This is a genomic window from Pseudomonas sp. EL_65y_Pfl1_R83 (assembly GCF_963970695.1).
In the GTDB taxonomy this organism is placed as follows: Bacteria; Pseudomonadota; Gammaproteobacteria; order Pseudomonadales; family Pseudomonadaceae; genus Aquipseudomonas; species Aquipseudomonas tritici.
Map to the genome: position 1 here is coordinate 152,525 of NZ_CAXAQI010000013.1, position 21,248 is coordinate 173,772.

The following is a 21,248-nucleotide window of genomic DNA, read 5'->3' on the forward strand; positions in this document are numbered from 1 at the left end:
CAACCTAAGCAAAGATTTAAGGTGTTGTCGAGCTGGCCAATTGACGTCAAAATGCCAGTAATGGCTATACAATAATTAATCAACTGTACAAGAATTATTGTCGCTACAATCGCCCGCTTTGCCAATTTGCACGGGCCTCTCAGGCCTGCTGCGCACGAGAAGTCCCATGCTCATCGGTAGTTATTCACCCTCCCTGGTCGCGATCTCACTGTTTGTCGCGATCCTTGCTTCCTACACCGCGTTGGACCTATCCGGCCGCCTTGCCACCGCCAAAGGTCGCGCGGTCTATTTATGGATAGCCGGCGGCGCGATGGCGATGGGGATCGGGGTGTGGTCGATGCATTTCATCGGAATGCTCGCGCTGCGTTTACCGTTTGCGCTGGGCTTCGATAGCGGCATCACCGCGTTGTCGTTGTTGATCGCGGTGCTCTCCAGCGGCTTTGCATTGTGGCTGGTCAGCCAGCCGCGTTTACCTGCGTGGCAACTGGCATTTGGTGCGCTGATCATGGGCACGGGCATCGCCTGCATGCACTACACAGGTATGGCCGCGATGCGCATGACGCCGGGTATCGACTACGACCCGGCCTTGTTTGGCGCTTCTTTGTTGATTGCCGTCGGAGCCTGCGGCGCAGCGCTGTGGATCGCCTTCAACCTGCGTCGTAATACCCCATACGTGCGCCTGGCACGGGGTGGCGCAGCTGTCGTCATGGGGTTTGCCATCGTCGGCATGCATTACACCGGTATGGCGGCGGCGCAGTTCGCCGATGACAGTTTCTGCGGTGCCGCGCTGGATGGCTTGAGCAGCAATGGCCTGGACAATCTGGTACTGGTCACGACCCTGGCCGTGCTCGCCATCGCCTTGCTGACCTCATTGCTCGACGCGCGGCTGGAAGCCCGCACGGCGGTGCTCGCTGACTCCCTGACCCAAGCCAATCAGGAACTGACCCACCTGGCCCTGCACGACATGCTCACCGGCTTGCCCAATCGCACCTTGCTCGCCGACCGTATTCAACAAGCCATGCAGGCCGTCAAGGAGCAGGGCGGTTGCTTCGCACTGATGTTTATCGATCTGGACGGCTTCAAACCGGTCAACGATGCCTTCGGCCACCACATGGGCGACCAGTTGCTGCGTGAAGTAGGCCAACGCCTGCGTGAAGATTTGCGTAGCCAGGACACCTTGGCGCGTATCGGCGGGGATGAGTTCGTATTGCTGGTGCAACTGACCCAGCCGGATGACGCGCTCGGCCTTGCCGAACGCCAGGTGATGCTGATCAATCGCGCGTTCCAGGTAGCCGAACATGAACTGAAGATCTCCGCCAGCGTTGGTATCGCCATGTTCCCGGGCAATGGTGGCAACCCCCGGGAACTGCTGATGAACGCTGACGCCGCGATGTACCACGCCAAGGGCGTGGGCAAAAACGGCTACAGCTTTTTTGATGCATCGATGAGCACCAATGCGCGCAAGCAGTTGCAGTTATTGCAAGACCTGCGCAATGCCCTGGAACAGCAGCAGTTCCAGCTCTACTACCAGCCCAAGTTCGACGCGGTGAGCGGTATTCCGGTGGGTGCCGAAGCGCTGTTGCGCTGGGAGCATCCGCAACAGGGGCTGCTGCTGCCGGCGATGTTCATTGAACGGGCGGAAAAGACCGGGCTGATCATTCCCATCGGCGAGTGGGTGCTCAATGAAGCCTGTCGCCAAATGAGTATCTGGTACGCCCAAGGCTACGAAGACTGGCGCATAGCGGTGAACCTTTCGGCCATGCAGTTCTGCCATGCCGGACTGGTCAAGAGCGTGGCCGCGGCCCTTGAGCGCCACCAGTTGCCCGCCAACAACCTGACCCTGGAAATCACCGAAACCACCGCCATGAGCGATGCCGATGCGAGCATGACCGTGTTGCAGGCACTGTCGGACATGGGGGTCGATTTGTCCATCGATGACTTCGGTACGGGTTACTCCAGCCTCATGTACCTCAAGCGCCTGCCCGCCAATGAGCTGAAGATCGACCGTGGGTTTGTCCGCGACCTGGAGCACGACAGCGATGACGCCGCCATCGTCTCGGCCATCGTCGCACTCGGCCAGGCGTTGGGGTTGCGCATTGTCGCCGAAGGCGTGGAAACCAATGCGCAGCAGCGTTTCCTGACTCGGTTGGGGTGTGATTCCCTGCAGGGTTACCTGCTGGGGCACCCGTTGCCGGCGGAGGGGTTCATGGCCGATATCCGGCACGCCGAAAAAGGCGTTGCGCCTGACAAAAGCCGTGAGTGACGGGTATTCTCGGATACGACCCTAACTATCAGGTTGAATCAGGAGAACGCACGTATGGACAAAGTCGTCATCATCACCGGGGGCAGCCGTGGGATCGGCGCCGAGACGGCATCGCTGGCCGCTCGCGAGGGCTACCGCATCTGCATCAACTACCAGTCCGACGAAGAGGCTGCTCACCGCACGCTCGAGCAAGTCCGTGCGCTGGGCGCCCAGGCGATTGCCGTGCGCGCCGATGTGAGCAGCGAAGATGAAGTGATCGCCTTGTTCAACCGTGTCGACGCCGAATTGGGTCGCGTCACTGCACTGGTCAACAATGCTGGCACCGTGGGGCACAAGGCGCGGGTTGATGAGATGTCCGAGTTCCGCATCCTTAAAATCATGAAAACCAACGTGCTCGGGCCGATCCTGTGTGCCAAGCACGCGGTGCTGCGTATGTCGCCCAAGCATGGCGGGCAGGGCGGCAGCATCGTCAACGTCTCATCGGTGGCTGCCCGACTGGGCTCGCCGGGTGAATACGTCGATTATGCGGCCTCCAAAGGCGCGCTCGACACGTTCACCCTGGGCTTGTCGAAGGAAGTCGCGGGCGAGGGCATTCGTGTCAACGCCGTGCGCCCCGGTTACATCTTCACTGACTTCCACGCCCTGAGCGGCGACCCGGACCGCGTCAGCAAACTCGAGTCCGGCATCCCCATGGCCAGGGGCGGGCGCCCGGATGAAGTGGCGGAGGCGATTATCTGGTTGCTGTCGGATAAGGCTTCGTATGCGACGGGCACATTCCTAGACCTGGGTGGCGGCCGCTGATCAGCAGCCGGTGGAACGCGTGAGGCCCCGCCTAGAGGCCTCACGGTTGACCGTCAGGGCAGCTTGACCTGGTACGCCGCCAGTTGCGCTTTATGCTCCGGCTCCACGGTGCTCTGGTCGACCAATTTGGCGAACTGCATCAGGTCGCGTCGGGCATTCTCCTTGTCACCCAGCCGGTCATAGGCCAGCGAGCGCTGGTAGAAGGCCCAGGCGTAGTCAGGTTGTTTGACCAGCCCTGCGCTGAACGCTTCGGCGGCTTCGCGGTATTCGCCGAGGTCGAGCAGCGCCAGCCCCAGGTGATAGAACGTCGGCATGTTGAAACCGCCGCCCTTGCCGAGCTCGCCGAGGCCGGCGTCAAGGTTGGACTGCACCAGTTCCAGCGCTTTGCGTGGGTTGCCATTCAGGCGATACAGATAACTGAGTTCCAACGTCGCTCGCGGTTCGACTTGCGGGTTGGTGGCGATGGATTTCTCCCGCGCGATGATGGCCTCGGGGTACTGCTTGAGGTTGCTATAGGCCGCGGACTTGAGCAGGTACACCGTGCTCTGGATTTTGGCCGGCAGGGTGTTCTTGGCCAGGCACAGGTCGGCTTCCTGGATAACCAGCTGGTTCTGGTCGGTTTTTATGGCCTTAAGGGCGTTGGCGCAATGCTGCAGGTCACGTTGGGCAGCGGTTGGCTGATGTGCGCAACCGGCCAGGACGGCGGCGGCCGCCAGTAGGGAAAAACCACGGATAAGGGCGATAGGCATCTTGGTCAGTCCAGCAGGTTGGCGTTGAGGTCGGGGCGATAGACTTGCAGCAGCGGGGGCGTGACGGTGCCCTGCAAGGAGCAGAAAATCTTCGTCCGCGTCTCGGTCGTACCTTTTTCCAGGCTCAGGATGCGTTCCACATAGCCAAAGGGCGTGGCCACGCCCGGTCCCGCCAAACCTTCGGTGCGCCACTGCCCGATAGGGTCGCCGACCCGGCGAATATCGACGCGGCTGAAGCTGCCTCTATCAGGCGCCACGCGCGCGTTATCGGCGATCAACGGTTTGAGGCGCGCGGTGACATCCTTCACTGAACCTTCTGCGACAAAGCCCCAGAACAGGATCTTGCCAACACCTTGCAGCACCATGGCTTCGTTCTGATAACCCACCAGGCGCACGCCGTTCACCACCAACGGTTGCTCGAACGGCTGATAGCGTCCACCTTCCTGCAGCGGGTTCATGACCACTGGGGCGGTGACGGCGCCCTGTTTGGCCACGCGCAGGGTGCCGGCGGGCAGGGAGGCAGTGTTGAGGGTTTCGAAGAAGCGTGCGTCACAGCGAGAAAAGTCGCTGAACAGCTGTTCGGGGCTGGTGGCGGATTGGGCCTGCGCCTGGCTGGCAAGCGCCAACAAGCAAATTCCGGATAGCAGTGGGCGAAGCATCGGCGTCATCCATGAGCAGTGAGAGGGCGGTAAGTGTAACAAGAGTGAAACATCTTCGCTAACGGCGGGGCACGGCACTGCACAAGAGAGACGCAGTGAGCAGCCTGATCAAAATGACCGCACAATCCGCCCCAGCGTCTCCATGGCCTTCTCCGACGCTTCAGTCCACGGGCTGCCGTAGTTCAAGCGAATACAGTTCCTGAACCGTTGGGTCGCCGAGAAAATCGGCCCCGGCGCGAGGCTGATACCTTGCGCCAACGCCATCTGGAACAACTTCAACGAATCCGTCTGCTCCGGCAATTCCAGCCACAGGAAATAGCCGCCGGCCGGTTGACTGACGCGCGTCTGCGCCGGGAAGTAGCGCGCGATGGCAGCCAGCATGGCGCTTTGCTGTTCTTCCAGGGCATAGCGCAATTTGCGCAGGTGCCGGTCATAGCCGCCGTGTTGCAGGTAATCGGCAATCGCTGCCTGGGCGGGCATCGATGGGCACAGCGAGGTCATTAACTTCAAGCGTTCGACCTTCTGCGCAAAGCGCCCGGCTGCGACCCAGCCCACGCGATAGCCAGGGGCCAGGCTTTTGGCGAAGGAACCGCAATGCATCACCAGGCCTTCGGTATCGAAAGCCTTGGCCGGTTTGGGGGCCTGTTGACCGTAATACAGCTCGGCGTACACATCGTCTTCGATCAGCGGCACCTGATGGCCGCGCAACAGCTCCACCAGCGCTTGTTTCTTGGCTTCCGGCAAGGTCGCGCCCATGGGGTTCTGGAAGCTGGTCATGGTCCAGCAGGCCTTGATCGGGTAGCGCTCAAGGCTTTGCGCCAGTGCGTTGAGATCAATGCCATCGCGTGGGTGCACGGGGATTTCCACCGCCTTGAGTTTCAAGCGCTCCAGCACTTGCAGGCAGGCATAGAACGCCGGGGCTTCGATTGCCACCAGGTCGCCCGGTTCGGTGACGGCCTGCAGGCACAGGTTCAGTGCTTCCAGCGCGCCATTGGTAATCAGCAGCTCTTCCATAGGCAGCATCAGCCCGCCGACCATATACCGCAGCGCGATTTGCCGGCGCAGTTGCGGGTTGCCCGGTGACATGTCGGTGACGACCAGGCGCGGGTCCATCTCGCGGCTGGCGCTGGCCAGGGAGCGTGCCAGGCGCGGCAGCGGGAACAGCATCGGGCTGGGGAAGGCCGAGCCGAAAGGCACGGTGTTGGGGTCTTTGATCGAGTCGAGGACTGAGAACACCAGTTCGCTGACGTCCACTTCGGTGGATTCATGCACCTGTTCACTCACCACCGGCTCGGAGAACGGGCTGGGCGCATGGGTGTTGACGAAGTAGCCAGAGCGCGGTCGCGCGCGAATCAGGCCGCGGCGCTCCAACAGATAATAGGCCTGGAACACCGTAGACGGGCTGACGCCGTAAGTCTGGCTGGCATAGCGCACCGACGGCACCCGCTGGCCGGGGCCGAGCACGCCGGAACGGATCAGTTCTGCAATGTCGTCGGCGAATTTTTCGTAGCGTTTCATGGGGCCTAATCACTTTCTTAAATTGTACGCAGGGCTAAATGGGATCTTCAGTGCCTGACAGGCCTCAGCGGTTCAGCGGCGCCACAAAGCGGCTATCGGCCGCGCTGTAGATCCACGGTTCATCCACATCCGTTACCTTGAAACGCAGGGTTTGCGAACTGCTCGCCGGTTTATCCGCCAGCAAGGCCACCGACACCGGTACATCACTGATTTCCCCCGGCGCCAGGCTGATTTCGGTCTTGCCTTGCAGTTGGAAGCCATCGGCGTCCACCAGTTCCAGGCGGTAGTCCTGGTGCTGTTGGGTCTTGTTGATCACCTTGAGGCTGTAGATGTTTTCGATCAGGCCCTGGGCGTTCTCACGGAACATGCCACGGTCCTTGGTGACATCCAGCGACACCATCGGCCGTTCCACCAGCGCCACCACCAACGCCGCAATCATCACTAACAGCACGGCACTGTAGCCGATCAGGCGCGGCCGTAGCAGGTGGGTCTTGCCGCCTTGCAGTTGATGTTCACTGGTGTAGCTCACCAAACCGCGCGCGTAGCCCATCTTGTCCATGATCGAATCGCAGGCGTCGATGCACGCCGCGCAGCCGATGCATTCCATTTGCAGGCCATCGCGGATGTCGATGCCGGTCGGGCAGACCTGCACGCACAGTTGGCAGTCAATGCAATCGCCCAGACCGACGTCGGCGGGTTTGACCTCACGTTTGCGCGGGCCACGGTGTTCGCCGCGGGCCACGTCGTAGGAAATGGTCAGGGTGTCCTTATCAAACATTACGCTTTGGAAACGCGCATACGGGCACATGTGCATGCACACCGCTTCACGCAGCCATCCCGCGTTGAGATAGGTGGCACCGGTGAAAAACAGCACCCAGAACAGGCTGACGCCGCCCATTTGCCAGGTCAGCAATTCGGCGGCCAGCGGGCGGATGGGTGTGAAGTAGCCGACAAAGGTCAGCCCGGTCAGCACGCTGGTGCCCAACCACATCATGTGTTTGGCCGAGCGTCGCGCCAGTTTGTTCAGGCTCCAGGGCGCGGCTTGCAGCTTGATGCGCTGATTGCGTTCACCTTCGGTGATCTTCTCGCACCACATGAACAGCCAGGTAAACGAGCTTTGCGGGCAGGTATAGCCGCACCACACGCGGCCGGCAAATACGGTGATCGCAAACAGGCCGAAGGCGCAGATGATCAACAAGGCCGACAGCAGGATGAAGTCCTGCGGCCAGAACGTGGCGCCAAAAATGTGGAATTTACTGTCCGCCAGGTCCCACAGCACCGCCTGCCTGCCACCCCAGTTCAGCCACACGGTGCCGAAAAAGGCCAGGAACAGAAAGCCTGCACCGCACACGCGCACAGTGCGGAACACGCCGGTAAAGCTGCGGGTATGAACAAGGTTGTCGCTGGATTTGGCCTTCACCTTCTTTGGGTGTATGGGCTCAAAGGTTTCCACGGTGGGGATTCGTTCGCTCATGGTCGTTCGCTCATCAGCCTCCATCAGGCGGATGAACTATGCGCGCGGCTCTGTTTGCATAACAGACTCAGCTAGGGCGATAAAAAGCGGATCAGATGGACTATGAGAGAGTCGCTGCGACAATCTGCTGCACCCCGTGGAACAAGCGGCGCAGCGTTGTCTGAGGTGTGCTGATGCAGATCAATCAAATCAACGAACCAGGGTCGTCTGCCTTTACATGTTCACGCTCATCGTGGGCGCCCGCAACCGTCAGCGCGTCTGCCTCGGCTTCGGTGATATAGATCCGCTCGGCCGCCAATTCCACGTAAGACATGGATTTGTCGATGTCGGTAACAATATTGACCCGGGTCGCTGGCACGCTCTGTTCCTGGCCGTTGTCATCGAGCATGAAGTAGCACAGTTGGTTTTCGATACGTATGGGCATTCCGATCTCCTTTTTTGTGAGCTATTGAAGGTTAGGGGACGGCGCTGCGCAGGGGTTCCAGGCAACTGACTGGCGGTCGCCGCTGTCCATCCTTTACCAACAATGACAAAGGACAGCTGAGATGGACGCTTGGTGGCATGAAGTGTGGCAAACCCTGCAGGCTGAATTTGCCGACATCGGCGACGCCAGGCAGCTCACCCAGATCACTGTGCGGCTGCTGATCGCCGCGATCCTCGGCGGCATTCTCGGTTTTGAGCGAGAGAGCAAGGGCAAGGCCGCCGGGGTGCGCACACATATGCTGGTGGGGTTGGGCGCTGCGCTGTTTGTCATGGTGCCGCAAATGTCTGGCAACCAGGCGGATGCCATGAGCCGGGTGGTACAGGGCGTGATCGCCGGGATCGGCTTTCTCGGCGCTGGCACGATCATCAAGGGCAAGGATGATGAAGACGGCCATGTCAAAGGCCTGACCACCGCAGCCGGCTTGTGGATGACCGCTGCGATTGGGGTCTCGGCCGGGTTGGGCCGGGAATCGACAGCGGTTCTGAGCACATTCCTGGCCTTGGTGGTGTTCAGCGTGATGCCGAAAATCGTCAAGCGTTTCGAGAAGGACTGACGATCACCGGGGGCATGGTCGTCGGCGGTTCTTCGACCGGCGGCGGCTCATTTTCTGGCGGCTCCTTTTCCGGAATTGGCGCCGGCTCGGTGGGCGGCAGGGTCGGGTTGTCGATATTGGGGTCCGGCGTTTCAGCCGGGATTGGGATATTCATCGGTGTGGCCTCCTTTGTGCTTGGCTCTAGCGGTGGACAGCCGCCGGGCCGAATTGATTCCCGCCCAATGGCGACACATTCACCTGAACTTTTAACAGTGGCGCAGGCTCGGACCTATAAGCGGCCCTGCTCAGGGAGAGCATGGCCGCACCAGAATTCGGATCAAGCAAAGAGCGTCCATAGGGCGTAAGGGGAGATGCTCGATGACTGCTGAAGCACAGGTTCCAGAAAACGCCATATTGCCGCTGTCCCAGGCACTGTTGCTGCCCAGGATCGCTATCGAAAGCACCACCCCCGTGATTGACGGCGGCGAATTCGCCGTCAAGGCCGTGGTGGGGCAAAGGGTCAATGTCACCAGCAACGTGTTCGCCGACGGCCATGACAAGCTCGCCGTGCTGATCCGCTGGCGCCCGCTGCAGGAAGAGAGCTGGCACAGCGTGGTGATGACTGATGTGGGCAACAACGGCTGGGAGGGCGCATTTACCGTCACCCATCAAGGCCCCCACGAATATTGCATTGAAGCCTGGATCGATACCTTCGCCAGCTTCTGCTACGAGCTGCGCAAGAAGCATGAAGCCGGCGTACCAGTCAGCCTGGAATTGCAGGAAGGCCGCAGCCTGGTGCTGCAGGCCGCCGAACGCAGTGACAATGAACTGCGCGAACGCCTGATGCTGCTACACCACGAACTCTCCGGCCTGCTGGAAGCCGAGCAGGTCGCGCAGTTTCTGCACGAAGACAGTGCACGCCTGATGACCCAGGCCGATCACCGCGCTTATTTGAGCGTCAGCACCGTGTACCCGATTGATGTGGAGCGCGAGGCCGCACTGTTCGCTAGTTGGTATGAGTTGTTTCCGCGCTCGATCACTGACGATCCTGCGCGTCATGGCACCTTTAATGATGTGCACTCGCGGCTGTCGATGATCCATGACATGGGTTTTGATGTGCTGTACTTCCCGCCCATCCATCCGATCGGGCGCAGCCACCGCAAAGGTAAGAACAACTCCCTGACTGCTGGCCCTGATGATCCGGGCAGCCCGTATGCGATCGGCAGCGAAGAGGGTGGCCACGAGGCCATTCACTCGCAACTGGGCAGCCGCGATGACTTCCGTCGCTTGGTGCAGGCCGCTGCCGACCATGGCCTGGAAATCGCCCTGGACTTCGCCATCCAGTGTTCCCAGGACCATCCTTGGCTCAAGGAACATCCGGGTTGGTTCAACTGGCGCCCCGATGGCACGATCAAATACGCGGAAAACCCGCCGAAAAAGTACCAGGACATTGTTAACGTCGATTTTTACGCGGCGGACGCGATTCCAGGCCTGTGGACCGAACTGCGCGACGTGGTGGTGGGCTGGGTGGGAGAGGGCGTGAAAACCTTCCGTGTCGACAACCCGCACACCAAGCCGCTGCCATTCTGGCAATGGTTGATCAGCGACGTGCGTGCCAAGCACCCGGACGTGATTTTCCTCGCGGAGGCGTTCACCACGCCGGCGATGATGGCGCGCCTGGGCAAGGTCGGTTATTCCCAGAGCTACACCTATTTCACCTGGCGCAACACCAAGGCCGAGCTGAGCGAATACCTGACGCAGTTGAACGAGTCGCCATGGCGCGAATGCTACCGGCCGAATTTCTTCGTCAATACGCCGGATATCAATCCGCCGTTTTTGCATGAGTCAGGCCGCCCGGGCTTTTTGATCCGCGCCGCGCTGGCCACCATGGGTTCGGGCCTGTGGGGCATGTATTCGGGCTTTGAGTTGTGCGAAGCGGCGCCGGTGCCGGGCAAAGAGGAATACTTGGATTCAGAGAAGTACGAGATCCGCCCGCGAGACTTCACCGCCCCCGGCAACATCATCGCCGAGATCGCTCAGCTCAACCGCATCCGCCGGCAAAACCCGGCGCTGCAAACGCACCTGGGCTTGAAGCTTTACAACGCCTGGAACGACAACATCCTGTATTTCGGCAAGCGCAGTGAGGATGGCAGCAACTTCATTCTGGTGGCGGTCAACCTTGACCCGTTCAATGCCCAGGAGGCCAGTTTCGAGTTGCCATTGTGGGAATTGGATTTGCCGGATGACGCCGAGACCCAAGGCGAAGACCTGATGAACGGCCATCGCTGGACTTGGTATGGCAAGACCCAGTGGATGCGCCTTGAACCGCAGATGCCGTTTGGAATCTGGCGTATCACCACATCCTGAGCCAAGTGAAGATCAACTGTGGGAGCTGGCTTGCCGGCGATAGCGGTACATCAGTCAACACGTGCTGTGCTGACACACCCTTATCGCAGGCAAGCCAGCTCCCACATTAAACCGCGTTCATTCAGCCGGTTTTTTCAGAATTTCCAGGAGTTTCCAATGGCGAAGAAACCCAACGCTGCCACCTTTATCAAAGACCCGCTCTGGTACAAAGACGCGGTGATTTACCAAGTTCATGTCAAATCCTATTTCGACTCCAACAACGACGGCATCGGTGACTTCCCCGGGCTGATCGCCAAGCTCGACTACATCGCCGACCTGGGTGTAAACACCATCTGGCTGCTGCCGTTCTACCCTTCGCCACGGCGCGATGACGGCTACGACATCGCCGAATACCGGGGCGTGCACAGCGATTACGGGACCATGGCCGACGCCAAGCGCTTCATCGCCGAGGCGCATAAGCGCGGGCTGCGTGTGATCACTGAGCTGGTGATCAACCACACCTCCGACCAGCACCCTTGGTTCCAGCGTGCGCGCAAGGCCAAGCCCGGCTCCGCAGCGCGGGACTTCTACGTCTGGTCGGATGACGAACAGAAATACGACGGTACGCGCATCATTTTTCTCGACACCGAGAAATCCAACTGGACCTGGGACCCGGTCGCCGGCCAGTACTTCTGGCACCGCTTCTATTCCCACCAGCCGGACCTCAACTTCGACAACCCGCAAGTCATGAAAGCCGTGCTGTCGGTCATGCGCTACTGGCTGGACATGGGCATTGACGGCCTGCGCCTGGACGCCATCCCGTACCTGATCGAACGCGACGGCACCAACAACGAAAACCTTCCCGAAACCCACGATGTGCTCAAACAGATCCGTGCGGAGATCGATGCGCATTACCCGGACCGCATGCTGCTGGCCGAAGCCAACCAGTGGCCGGAAGATACGCAGTTGTATTTCGGTGACAAAAAGGGCGACGACGGCGATGAATGCCATATGGCTTTCCACTTCCCGTTGATGCCGCGTATGTACATGGCGCTTGCCCAGGAAGATCGCTTCCCGATCACCGACATCCTGCGGCAGACGCCGGAGATTCCCGCCAATTGCCAGTGGGCGATCTTCCTACGCAACCATGATGAGCTGACCCTGGAAATGGTCACCGACAAAGAGCGCGATTACCTGTGGAACTACTACGCCGCCGACCGTCGCGCGCGCATCAACCTGGGCATTCGCCGCCGCCTGGCGCCGTTGATGGAGCGAGACCGTCGCCGTGTCGAGTTGCTCAACAGCCTGTTGTTGTCGATGCCTGGCACGCCAACTCTGTATTACGGCGATGAAATCGGCATGGGCGACAACATCTATCTCGGCGACCGCGATGGCGTGCGTACGCCGATGCAATGGTCCATCGACCGCAACGGCGGTTTTTCCCGCGCCGACCCGGCCAGCCTGGTGCTGCCGCCGATCATGGACCCGCAATATGGCTACCAGTCGGTCAACGTTGAGACCCAGGCCCAGGACCCGCATTCGTTGCTGAACTGGACCCGGCGCATGCTGGCGGTGCGCAAGCAGTCCAAGGCATTTGGCCGTGGCAGCTTGAAAATGCTCTCGCCGAGCAACCGCCGCATCCTGGCGTATACCCGCGAATTCACCGGCGAAGACGGACGCCACGAGATCATCCTGTGCGTGGCCAACGTGTCACGCAGTGCCCAGGCGGCCGAGCTGGATCTGTCGGCGTTTGCTGGTATGGTCCCGGTGGAGATGCTCGGCGGCAATGCATTCCCGCCCATTGGCCAGCTGAATTTCCTGCTGACCCTGGCGCCTTATGGTTTCTATTGGTTTGTCTTGGCGGCCGAGAATCAAATGCCCAGCTGGCATGTGGAGCCTGCTCAAGGGATGCCGGACTTCACCACACTGGTACTGAAAAAGCGTATGGAAGAACTGTTGGAAGAACCCTGCCGTAACTCGCTGGAGCAGACTGCGCTCCCGGCCTGGCTGCCCAAGCGCCGCTGGTTTGCCGGCAAGGACACGGCTATCGACAGCGTGCGCATTGCCTATGGGGTACGTTTTGGCGACCCGCAACACCCGGTACTGCTCAGCGAGCTGGAGGTGACCGCAGGTGGTCAGGTCAGTCGCTATCAACTGCCGTTTGGCTTCCTTGGCGAGGACCAGTTCACCAGCGCATTGCCGCAGCAACTCGCGATGGCCCGTGTGCGTCGGGCACGCGAGGTGGGCCTGGTGACCGACGCGTTCAGCCTTGAGCACTTCATCCGCGCGGTGATCCAGGGCCTGCAGGCCGGCACGGTGCTCAACTCCAGCGAAGGCGACCTGCGGTTTGAAGCCACAAAACATCTGGATGCGCTGCAACTGACGGACGAAGCACAAGTGCGCTATTTGTCCGCCGAGCAGTCCAACAGCTCAGTGGTGGTGGGCGAGGGCCTGGTGCTCAAGCTGATCCGCAAAGTCAGCGCCGGTGTGCACCCGGAGCTGGAAATGAGCGCCTACCTCACCGCAGCCGACTACCCGAATATTTCGCCGCTGCTGGGTTCGGTGATTCGCCGCGACGCCGACGGCCATGACAACCTGCTGATGATTGCCCAGGGTTACCTGAGCAACCAGGGCGACGCATGGAGCTGGACGCAGAACAACCTGGAAAGGGCGATCCGCGACGAGCTTGCCCAAGCCATCTCGGAGCAGGAACAGCACTACAACGCCCTGGGCGAACTGGCCGACTTTGCCGGATTGCTCGGCCAGCGCCTGGGTGAAATGCACGTGGTGCTGGGTGCAAAAACCACAGACAAAGACTTCAAGCCCGAAGTGACCACGGCCAAGGACACTCAGGCCTGGGCCAAGGATGTCGGCGCGCAGCTCGACCGCGCGCTGCAGTTGCTACAGCTGCATCAAAACCATTTGAACCCTGTGGAGCAAGCGCTGGTCAGTGATTTGCTGGCGCAGAAAAAGGCCATCGCCAGCCATGTGCAAGCCCTGGCGAAAGCCACGGCAGGCGGGCTGCGTATCCGCGTCCATGGTGATTTGCACCTGGGCCAGGTGCTGGTGGTGAAGGGCGATGCCTACCTGATCGACTTCGAAGGCGAACCGGCACGACCGCTGCACGAACGACGCGGCAAGCACAGCCCGTATAAAGATGTGAGCGGCGTGTTGCGCTCCTTCGATTACGCGGCGGCCATGGCGTTGAATGTGCAAGGGGTGGATCACTCACACGAGGCGGGCATATCACGCAAGCGTGTGACCGATCGTTACCTGAAAGAAGCACGCCAGGCCTTTATCGAGGCTTATCAGTCAGCTACGTCTACACTGGCGCATGACTGGCAGGATGCCAAAGGCCAGGACGCAGCGCTGACCTTGTTCAGCCTGGAGAAGGCCGCGTATGAAGTGGCTTACGAAGCGGAAAACCGTCCGACCTGGTTGCCGGTGCCCTTGCAAGGGTTACACGGCCTATTGAGTGGGCTAACACCAATATCGAAAACTGCACGCGGTGGGGAATCGTCATGAGCTTTACACATAAAGAACCGCTGCAACCGAAGTTGACTGCACTGCCGGCGTCCAAGGACGTCGACGCACTGGTACGCGCCGAACACCATGACCCGTTCTCGGTGCTCGGGCCACACGATGATGAGCACGGCGGCCAGTTTATCCGCGCATTCCTGCCGGAGGCCTTGAGCGTCCAGGTACTGGCGCGTGACAGTGGCGAGCAGATCGGCAGCCTGGACGCGAGCCAGGTCCCGGGGTTGTTTGTCGGGCACTTCACTACACGTCAGGCGTACCTGCTGAAAGTCCAGTGGGCCGGTGGTGAACAGCTCACCGAAGACCCCTACAGCTTCCAACAACTGTTGCTCGGTGAAATGGACCTTTACCTGTTTGCCGAAGGCAATCACCGTGACCTCAGCAGTTGCCTGGGTGCCCAAGTGACCACGGTAGACGGCGTGCAAGGTGTGCGCTTTGCCGTATGGGCACCGAATGCAAGGCGCGTATCGGTGGTGGGCGACTTCAATGTCTGGGACGGTCGCCGTCACCCGATGCGCCTGCGCCATCCTTCCGGCGTGTGGGAGATCTTTATCCCACGCCTGCAACCGGGGGCAGCGTACAAATATGAAATACTTGGCGCCAATGGAATCCTGCCGCTCAAGGCCGACCCGATGGCGCTGGCCACTCAACTGCCACCCGACACCGCATCCAAGGTTGCCGAACCGTTGGCGGTCGACTGGCAGGATCACGAATGGATGCAGTCACGCCTCGACAAGCAAAAATCCACCGCGCCACTGTCGATCTACGAGTTGCACGTGGGCTCATGGCAGTGCGAGTTGGACGAGGCGGGCGAAGTAGCCCGCCAATACAACTGGCGCGAGCTGGCTGAGCGGTTGATTCCTTACGTGCAGCAACTGGGGTTCACCCACATCGAGCTGATGCCGATCATGGAGCACCCGTTCGGTGGCTCCTGGGGCTACCAAGCGTTGTCACAATTCGCGCCGACGGCACGGTTCGGTTCGCCGCAAGATTTCGCGTATTTCGTCAATGCCCTGCATCAGGCCGATATTGGCGTGATTCTCGACTGGGTGCCGGCGCATTTCCCGACGGATACCCACGGCCTTGCGCAATTCGACGGCACCGCGCTGTACGAATATGCCAACCCGTTGGAAGGCTTCCACCAGGATTGGGACACGCTGATCTACAACCTGGGTCGCACCGAAGTGCATGGCTTCATGCTGGCCTCAGCGCTGCATTGGCTCAAGCACTTCCATATCGACGGCCTGCGCGTTGATGCCGTAGCGTCAATGCTCTACCGCGATTATTCGCGCAAGGCCGGCGAATGGGTGCCCAACCGCCATGGTGGGCGCGAGAACCTTGAAGCCATCGACTTCCTGCGTCACCTCAATGATGTGGTGGCCCTGGAAGCGCCGGGCGCCTTGGTGATTGCCGAGGAATCCACCGCCTGGCCGGGTGTGAGCCAGCCGACCCAACAGGGCGGTCTGGGCTTTAACTACAAATGGAACATGGGCTGGATGCACGATTCCCTGCATTACATCCAGCAGGACCCGGTGTACCGAGCCCATCACCACAACGAACTGAGTTTTGGCCTGGTGTATGCCTGGTCCGAGCGGTTTATCCTGCCGATCTCCCACGATGAAGTGGTGCACGGCAAGCACTCGTTGATCGACAAGATGCCCGGCGACCGCTGGCAGAAGTTTGCCAACTTGCGCGCCTACCTGGCGTTCATGTGGATGCACCCCGGTAAGAAACTGCTGTTCATGGGCTGCGAATTCGGCCAGTGGCGCGAGTGGAACCATGATCAGCAACTGGACTGGTACCTGCTGCAGTACGCGGAACACAAGGGCGTGCAGAAGCTGGTCGGCGATTTGAATCGCTTGTATCGGGAGGAGCCGGCCCTGCATGAGCAGGACGACGCACCGCAGGGCTTCCAGTGGCTGATTGGCGACGATGCGATCAACAGCGTCTATGCCTGGCTGCGCTGGAGCAAGGACGGCAAGCCGGTGCTGGTGGTGGCCAACTTCACCCCGGTGCCGCGTCAGGGCTATCAAGTCGGTGTGCCGTTTGGCGGGCGCTGGAGTGAGGTGATCAACAGCGACGCCGACATGTACGCAGGTTCCAATTATGGGAACGGCGGCGAGGTGTTTACACAGGATGAACCACTCCATGGTCAACCGGTGTCAATGTCGTTGAACGTGCCGCCACTTGGGGTGCTGATTCTGCGGCCAGAAACGCTTTAAAGGCGCTACCGTGCTCGATTTTGTTGTCCATGCTGGTGGCAGGGTGCCACAATAGCGCCATTCTCGGGGGCAGTAGATCAGGCGGATTTAATGAATGGCCTTGGGCGTGGGCAGGACCAGGATTGCGTTATAGAGGAGCTGGTGCGAACTGACCGTTTGCACCAGCTGTTTCGGCAGTCATTTGCCGCCATTCTCGGCAGTTTCTTGGCAGCGGTCATGCTCTGCTGGCTCTGCTGGGACCGGTTTGACCATCAGGTCATCCTTGTCTGGCTGGTGGTGTTGGCGGGGTCATCCCTGTTGCGCGTCAAGATGTTTGTAGAGTGGTTTCGCTGCCCCAACGCCGAGCGCACGCCGGATCTGTGGGAGCGCCGTTATTGGATGACGCTGGTGTTTTCCGCCGGGATCTGGGGCTTCGGCGCCTTGGCGGTGATGCCGACGGATGATCGCCTGTCCCAGGTGCTGGTCATGTTGTTTACCGTGGGCATGTCGGTCAGCGCGGTATCCTGTTACTCGGCTTATCGTTACATGACCCTGGCCTCCATGGGCCTGGTGCTGCTGCCATGTACGCTGTGGCTGCTGTTCCAGCCTTCTTCGATGCAAGTGGGCGTGGCCATCGCCGTATTGGTGTTCTCCACCTTTGTTGTCAGCGCCACGCGCAAGTTGTCCGATGCATTGGAAAAGGCGTTTCGTCTGACCCGGCAAATGGAACGTGCCCACAATATCTCCACTCGCGCCGCACAGACCGATGAACTCACCGGTCTGATGAATCGCCGCGCGTTTTTCGAACATGCCCAGCGGCTGCATGAACAATGCCTTCACAACCAGCAGCCGCTGTGCGCGCTGATGATGGACATGGACCACTTCAAGGAAATCAACGACACCTACGGCCACCAGACCGGGGACCAGGTGTTGCGCCAGATTGGAGGGGTGATCAGCGCGTCCTTTCGCCAGGCGGACGTGTATGGGCGCGTGGGCGGTGAGGAGTTTGCGGTATTGCTGCCCAATACTTCGCTGGAAACGGCTCGGGGTATTGCCGAGCAACTGATCAAGGCCATTTCCAGCCTGGACTCTGAACCCGTGCAAGGGTTGACCGCCAGCCTGGGCGTGGCGTCCACCCATGGCAAGGACCAAGACCTGCACGGCCTGATGAATACCGCCGACAAGGCGCTGTACCGCGCCAAGGCACAAGGTCGCAATCAGGTGGCGGTGGCGCAGTAGGGCTTAGTCCTGGACATTGCCTTGGTCAGTGCCCGTGCAACCAGGTCGGCGGAATAGGGCTTGGGCAGGAACTCGACGCCTTCATAGCCACTTTCGGCCAGCTCTTCGCTGTAGCCGGAGGTGAGCACCACCGGCAAGTCCGGGCGCCGTTGACGCAGCTTTTTGACCATCGCCACACCGGTCATGCCAGGCATCACCACATCCGAAAATACCCCATCGAATGCCAGGGCATCCGTACCGGCCAGCGCGAGTGCCTGTTCGGCATCGGTGGCCCAGGTGGTCTGGTAACCCAGGTCCTGCAGGATCTGGTTGGCAAAGCGGCCCACTTCCAGGTTGTCTTCCACGATCAGGATATGGCGCTGGGTCGTATCTTGGGGCAGTTGCTGGCCTGTCGGTGTCGGTGTGTGGTGCGTCATCTGCGGCGCCACTTCGGGCAGGTACAGGGTAAACACCGTGCCCTGGTCTGGGTGGCTGGCCACGTCAACGTTACCGCCGGACTGCTTGGCAAACCCGAATACCTGGGACAACCCCAGTCCCGTGCCTTTGCCTACCGGCTTGGTGGTAAAGAACGGCTCGAAAATGCGCTCGAAGGTGTCAGCCGGAATGCCGCTGCCAGTGTCAGCCAAGGAGACGGTTACAAAAGGTTGGCGTACTTGCTCATCGCCGCGGATGCGCGGCATTGCGTCTACATCGGCCACGCGCAAGGTCAGGGTACCTTGGCCTTCCATCGCATCCCGGGCATTCAGGGCGATATTGATCAGTGCGGTCTCGAACTGGCTGGTGTCGACACGTGCATAGCAAGGCCGCTCGGGCAGTTGTACCTGCACATGGATACGCGCGCCGGTGACGCTTTCGAGCATTTCGCCGATGTTCTTGACCCGTTGCCCGACATCGAAGACTTCCGGGTTCAGGGGTTGGCGCCGAGCGAAGGCGAGCAGTTGGCTGGTGAGCTTGCTGGCGCGCTCGACGGTGTCGGAAACCGCGCCCATATAGCGTTGGCGTCGCGCCTCGGAGAGCCCGGGCTGACGCAGGAAATCCACGGACGAACGAATGATGGTCAACAAGTTGTTGAAGTCATGGGCCACGCCACCGGTCAATTGGCCGATGGCTTCCAGCTTCTGCGACTGGCGCAGCGCGGCTTCGGCCTGGGTGAGGGCAGCGGTGCGCTCTTGCACGCGTTGTTCCAGGGTCGCGTTCAGCTCGGCGAAGGCGGCCAGGCCTTCGCGTACGGCGGCGTCGGCACGCACCCGCTCGATATGCGCCCAGGAGCGCTCGGTGACTTGGCCGACCAATGCCAGGTCATCAGGCGACCAGACCCGGGCGGTTTTGTGGTGCACGGCCATCAACGCGGTCAGGCGGCCATTCTTGATGAGTGGGAAGCACGCCGTCGCCAGCGCACCCAGGGCCTGATAGCTGGCGGCAACCTCGGGGGCGAACTCAATGCGACTGTCTTCGACCACCAACGGCTCACCGCCGCGCAATTGTTGCGCCGCCCTTGCGCCGAACGAGGCCAGGCGGTAGCGCCCCACGGTGCTTGGCGAGCCGGGCGCGGCCCAATTGCCACGAATGGTAAAGCCGTCTTCATCGTCGTCCATATCGGCGTAGGCGCAATTGGAGACTTGCAAGTGCTCGGCAAGCAGTCGCGTAGTGATCGACATGATGCTTTCGGCGTCGGCAGCATTCGCCACGGCGCTGCCCACTGCGTCCAACACGGCCAGGCGGCGGGTCAGGAGTACGGTGGCGGTGGTTTCGGTGACGGTATCGAGCATCCCCACGACGTTGCCCTTGGGATCGCGGATGGGGCTGTAGCAAAAGGTAAAGTACGCTTGTTCGACACCCATGCCGCGCTCGATCTGCAGTGGGTAGTTCTCGATATAGGTGGCACGGCCTTCGAATGCCGCGTTGGCAATAGGGCTGATGTCTGCCCAGGCCTCACGCCAGACTTCGCTGAACGGGCGGCCCAAGGCATCGGGTTTATCGCCCAGGATCGGAATGAAGGCGTCGTTATACAACATGGTCAGGTGAGGCCCCCACACGATGGATTGGGGGAAACTCGAGGCAAGGCATAACGCGACGGTGGTCTTGAGCACGTCCGGCCACTGCCCCGGCGGCCCCAGGGGCGTTTTCGCCCAATCATGCTGGCGAACCCGCTCAGCCATGTCGCTGCTGCTTTGCAGCCATTTCATCATTGCAAGAGCACCTTGTTTGCCTCGGTCTGTTTATCCGCCCCCTATGTCAGGCTGCCAAGCTACAGACCGGGATGGCCGCTGCCAGTTCAACGGGATTATCCATGAGATGGCAATTTGATGCTTCCTGCATTTCAATCTGCCAATACCGCGTTTATTGTGCGCCGAAAACCCCCGTCCAATAGATGCCTGCGTCACTCTTCGGGTCCATCGCATAGGCCGCACCCAGCTCGCGGAATTGCGGGTTCATGAGGTTGGCGCAATGGCTGGGGCTGGCAAGCCAGCCGTCGACGACCTTGCGTGGCGTGTCCAGGCCGGCAGCGATATTTTCGCCGATGGCCTTCGCGGTGTACCCGGCCAGTTCGGCGCGGTCGCCGGGGGTACGGCCGTCATGGTCGAGGTGGTCGAAGAAGTTACCGTTGGCCATGTTGCGCGTATGGCTGTTGGCGGCGCCGGCCAGGTTTTCATTCCAGGACAATGGCGTGGTCGCGGTAAACGCCTGGGTACCGCATTGGCGCGGTTGGGCGCGGGCGGTATTGATCAGGTTGAGCAATTGCTTACCTTCGGTCTGCCAATCGCCCAGGCCGCTGGTCAGCAGCGGGCGGGCGAGCACGATGCGCCAGTCCTGGCCGCTGTTGCTCACGCCGATGTCTACAAATTGCGGGTCCAGCACCACACGGCAGAAGCTTTCGCGCACTGCCTTCATGGCTGACTGCGCATCCTTGGGCCCCGACAGGCTGATGGCCTGCACGTTGACCATCGGGTACGCGGCCCGCGCCAGCGCTTGCTGCAAGTCGCCCACATTGTTGGCGGGCAGCACCAATCGCGTGTCGCTGGCCAGCGGTGGCAGTTCCTGGGAACCCTGGTCACCGCAGCGTTGCACATGGCTGCGGTATTGGTTGATCTGTTGGACTAACTGACTTTCTTCATTCGCCATCGCGGTGGCGCAGAACACCGTAGTGGCGGCCAGCGTCGTAAGACCCATCATCAATGACAGAACGCGCATGGACGTTACCCTTGAGCTTGAAAGTGCCCATGATGCGCGATCCGGGTGCATCCATGCACCCGTTAGTCCGAACTTTTTCCTTAAGTTTTTGCATGCCGAGTGTTTACGGCCCTGATCGCACAACGCGAACCCCACCACCAGCGCTGCAGAAATGGCGAGAATAATCAGAACGCCATCAGTGGAATGCGCCAATCGCCGGCCAACAGGAACTCGTTGCCGTTGATGGTCAGCAGGCACACGCACTGGCTAATTG

General features: G+C 60.6%; 15 protein-coding genes. 7 read left to right on the forward strand and 8 right to left on the reverse strand.

The genetic code is table 11. The annotated features are described in order from the left end of the window. Positions 1-166: 166 nt before the first annotated feature. A complete protein-coding gene (locus tag AACY08_RS19145; protein WP_339470911.1) occupies positions 167-2,263 on the forward strand; it encodes a putative bifunctional diguanylate cyclase/phosphodiesterase in 2,097 nt (698 codons plus the stop codon). 54 nt (positions 2,264-2,317) lie between these two features. Further along, entirely contained in the window at positions 2,318-3,064 is a 747-nt protein-coding gene (locus tag AACY08_RS19150; RefSeq protein ID WP_339470913.1) for an SDR family oxidoreductase, read from the forward strand. Positions 3,065-3,117: 53 nt separating this feature from the next. Here the strand turns inward: AACY08_RS19150 and AACY08_RS19155 are convergent, their stop codons facing one another. From AACY08_RS19155 to AACY08_RS19175, 5 genes are all read right to left on the reverse strand, one after another. After that, on the reverse strand, positions 3,118-3,813 hold the full coding sequence (locus AACY08_RS19155; protein WP_339470915.1) for a tetratricopeptide repeat protein: 696 nt from the start codon (positions 3,811-3,813) through the stop codon (positions 3,118-3,120). Positions 3,814-3,818: 5 nt separating this feature from the next. Further along, a complete protein-coding gene (locus AACY08_RS19160) occupies positions 3,819-4,442 on the reverse strand; it encodes a hypothetical protein (RefSeq protein ID WP_339470918.1) in 624 nt (207 codons plus the stop codon). A 138-nt stretch (positions 4,443-4,580) separates the two neighbouring features. Further along, positions 4,581-5,990, reverse strand: coding sequence for a GntR family transcriptional regulator MpaR (gene mapR / locus AACY08_RS19165; RefSeq protein ID WP_339470919.1), 1,410 nt, complete (start codon positions 5,988-5,990; stop codon positions 4,581-4,583). 64 nt (positions 5,991-6,054) lie between these two features. Next, positions 6,055-7,464, reverse strand: a complete 1,410-nt coding sequence (ccoG, locus tag AACY08_RS19170) for a cytochrome c oxidase accessory protein CcoG (protein WP_339470920.1) — start codon at positions 7,462-7,464, stop codon at positions 6,055-6,057. 184 nt (positions 7,465-7,648) lie between these two features. Further along, positions 7,649-7,888: a DUF3203 family protein gene (locus tag AACY08_RS19175; protein WP_339470921.1), complete on the reverse strand. Its 240-nt coding sequence runs from the start codon at positions 7,886-7,888 to the stop codon at positions 7,649-7,651. A 121-nt stretch (positions 7,889-8,009) separates the two neighbouring features. Between AACY08_RS19175 and AACY08_RS19180 the strand changes: the two genes are divergently transcribed. Continuing rightward, positions 8,010-8,501: an MgtC/SapB family protein gene (locus AACY08_RS19180; protein ID WP_339470922.1), complete on the forward strand. Its 492-nt coding sequence runs from the start codon at positions 8,010-8,012 to the stop codon at positions 8,499-8,501. Here AACY08_RS19180 and AACY08_RS19185 read toward each other — a convergent pair. Further along, positions 8,479-8,655 (reverse strand): hypothetical protein, encoded by a 177-nt coding sequence (locus AACY08_RS19185; RefSeq protein ID WP_175403076.1) that lies wholly within the window; start codon positions 8,653-8,655, stop codon positions 8,479-8,481. The genes AACY08_RS19180 and AACY08_RS19185 overlap by 23 nt on opposite strands. Before the next feature lie 203 nt (positions 8,656-8,858). Here AACY08_RS19185 and AACY08_RS19190 point away from each other — a divergent pair, with 203 nt between their 5' ends. The 4 genes from AACY08_RS19190 to AACY08_RS19205 all read left to right on the forward strand — a co-directional run bounded on the left by AACY08_RS19190 (position 8,859) and on the right by AACY08_RS19205 (position 17,803). Continuing rightward, the gene (locus tag AACY08_RS19190; RefSeq protein WP_339470923.1) at positions 8,859-10,847 is read left to right on the forward strand and encodes an alpha-1,4-glucan--maltose-1-phosphate maltosyltransferase; all 1,989 of its coding nucleotides are present in this window, start codon (positions 8,859-8,861) and stop codon (positions 10,845-10,847) included. A gap of 156 nt (positions 10,848-11,003) precedes the next feature. Further along, positions 11,004-14,351: a maltose alpha-D-glucosyltransferase gene (treS, locus tag AACY08_RS19195; protein ID WP_339470924.1), complete on the forward strand. Its 3,348-nt coding sequence runs from the start codon at positions 11,004-11,006 to the stop codon at positions 14,349-14,351. Further along, positions 14,348-16,585 (forward strand): 1,4-alpha-glucan branching protein GlgB, encoded by a 2,238-nt coding sequence (glgB, locus tag AACY08_RS19200; RefSeq protein ID WP_339470926.1) that lies wholly within the window; start codon positions 14,348-14,350, stop codon positions 16,583-16,585. The genes treS and glgB overlap by 4 nt, the downstream gene beginning before the upstream one ends. A 90-nt stretch (positions 16,586-16,675) precedes the next feature. After that, positions 16,676-17,803 (forward strand): GGDEF domain-containing protein, encoded by a 1,128-nt coding sequence (locus AACY08_RS19205; RefSeq protein ID WP_339470927.1) that lies wholly within the window; start codon positions 16,676-16,678, stop codon positions 17,801-17,803. Here AACY08_RS19205 and AACY08_RS19210 read toward each other — a convergent pair. Beyond that, the gene (locus tag AACY08_RS19210; RefSeq protein ID WP_339470929.1) at positions 17,782-19,992 is read right to left on the reverse strand and encodes an ATP-binding protein; all 2,211 of its coding nucleotides are present in this window, start codon (positions 19,990-19,992) and stop codon (positions 17,782-17,784) included. The two genes, AACY08_RS19205 and AACY08_RS19210, sit on opposite strands and share 22 nt — an antisense overlap. A 151-nt stretch (positions 19,993-20,143) precedes the next feature. After that, complete coding sequence (locus tag AACY08_RS19215) at positions 20,144-20,995, reverse strand: CAP domain-containing protein (RefSeq protein ID WP_339418511.1); 852 nt, start codon at positions 20,993-20,995, stop codon at positions 20,144-20,146. Between the last annotated feature and the right edge of the window lie 253 nt (positions 20,996-21,248).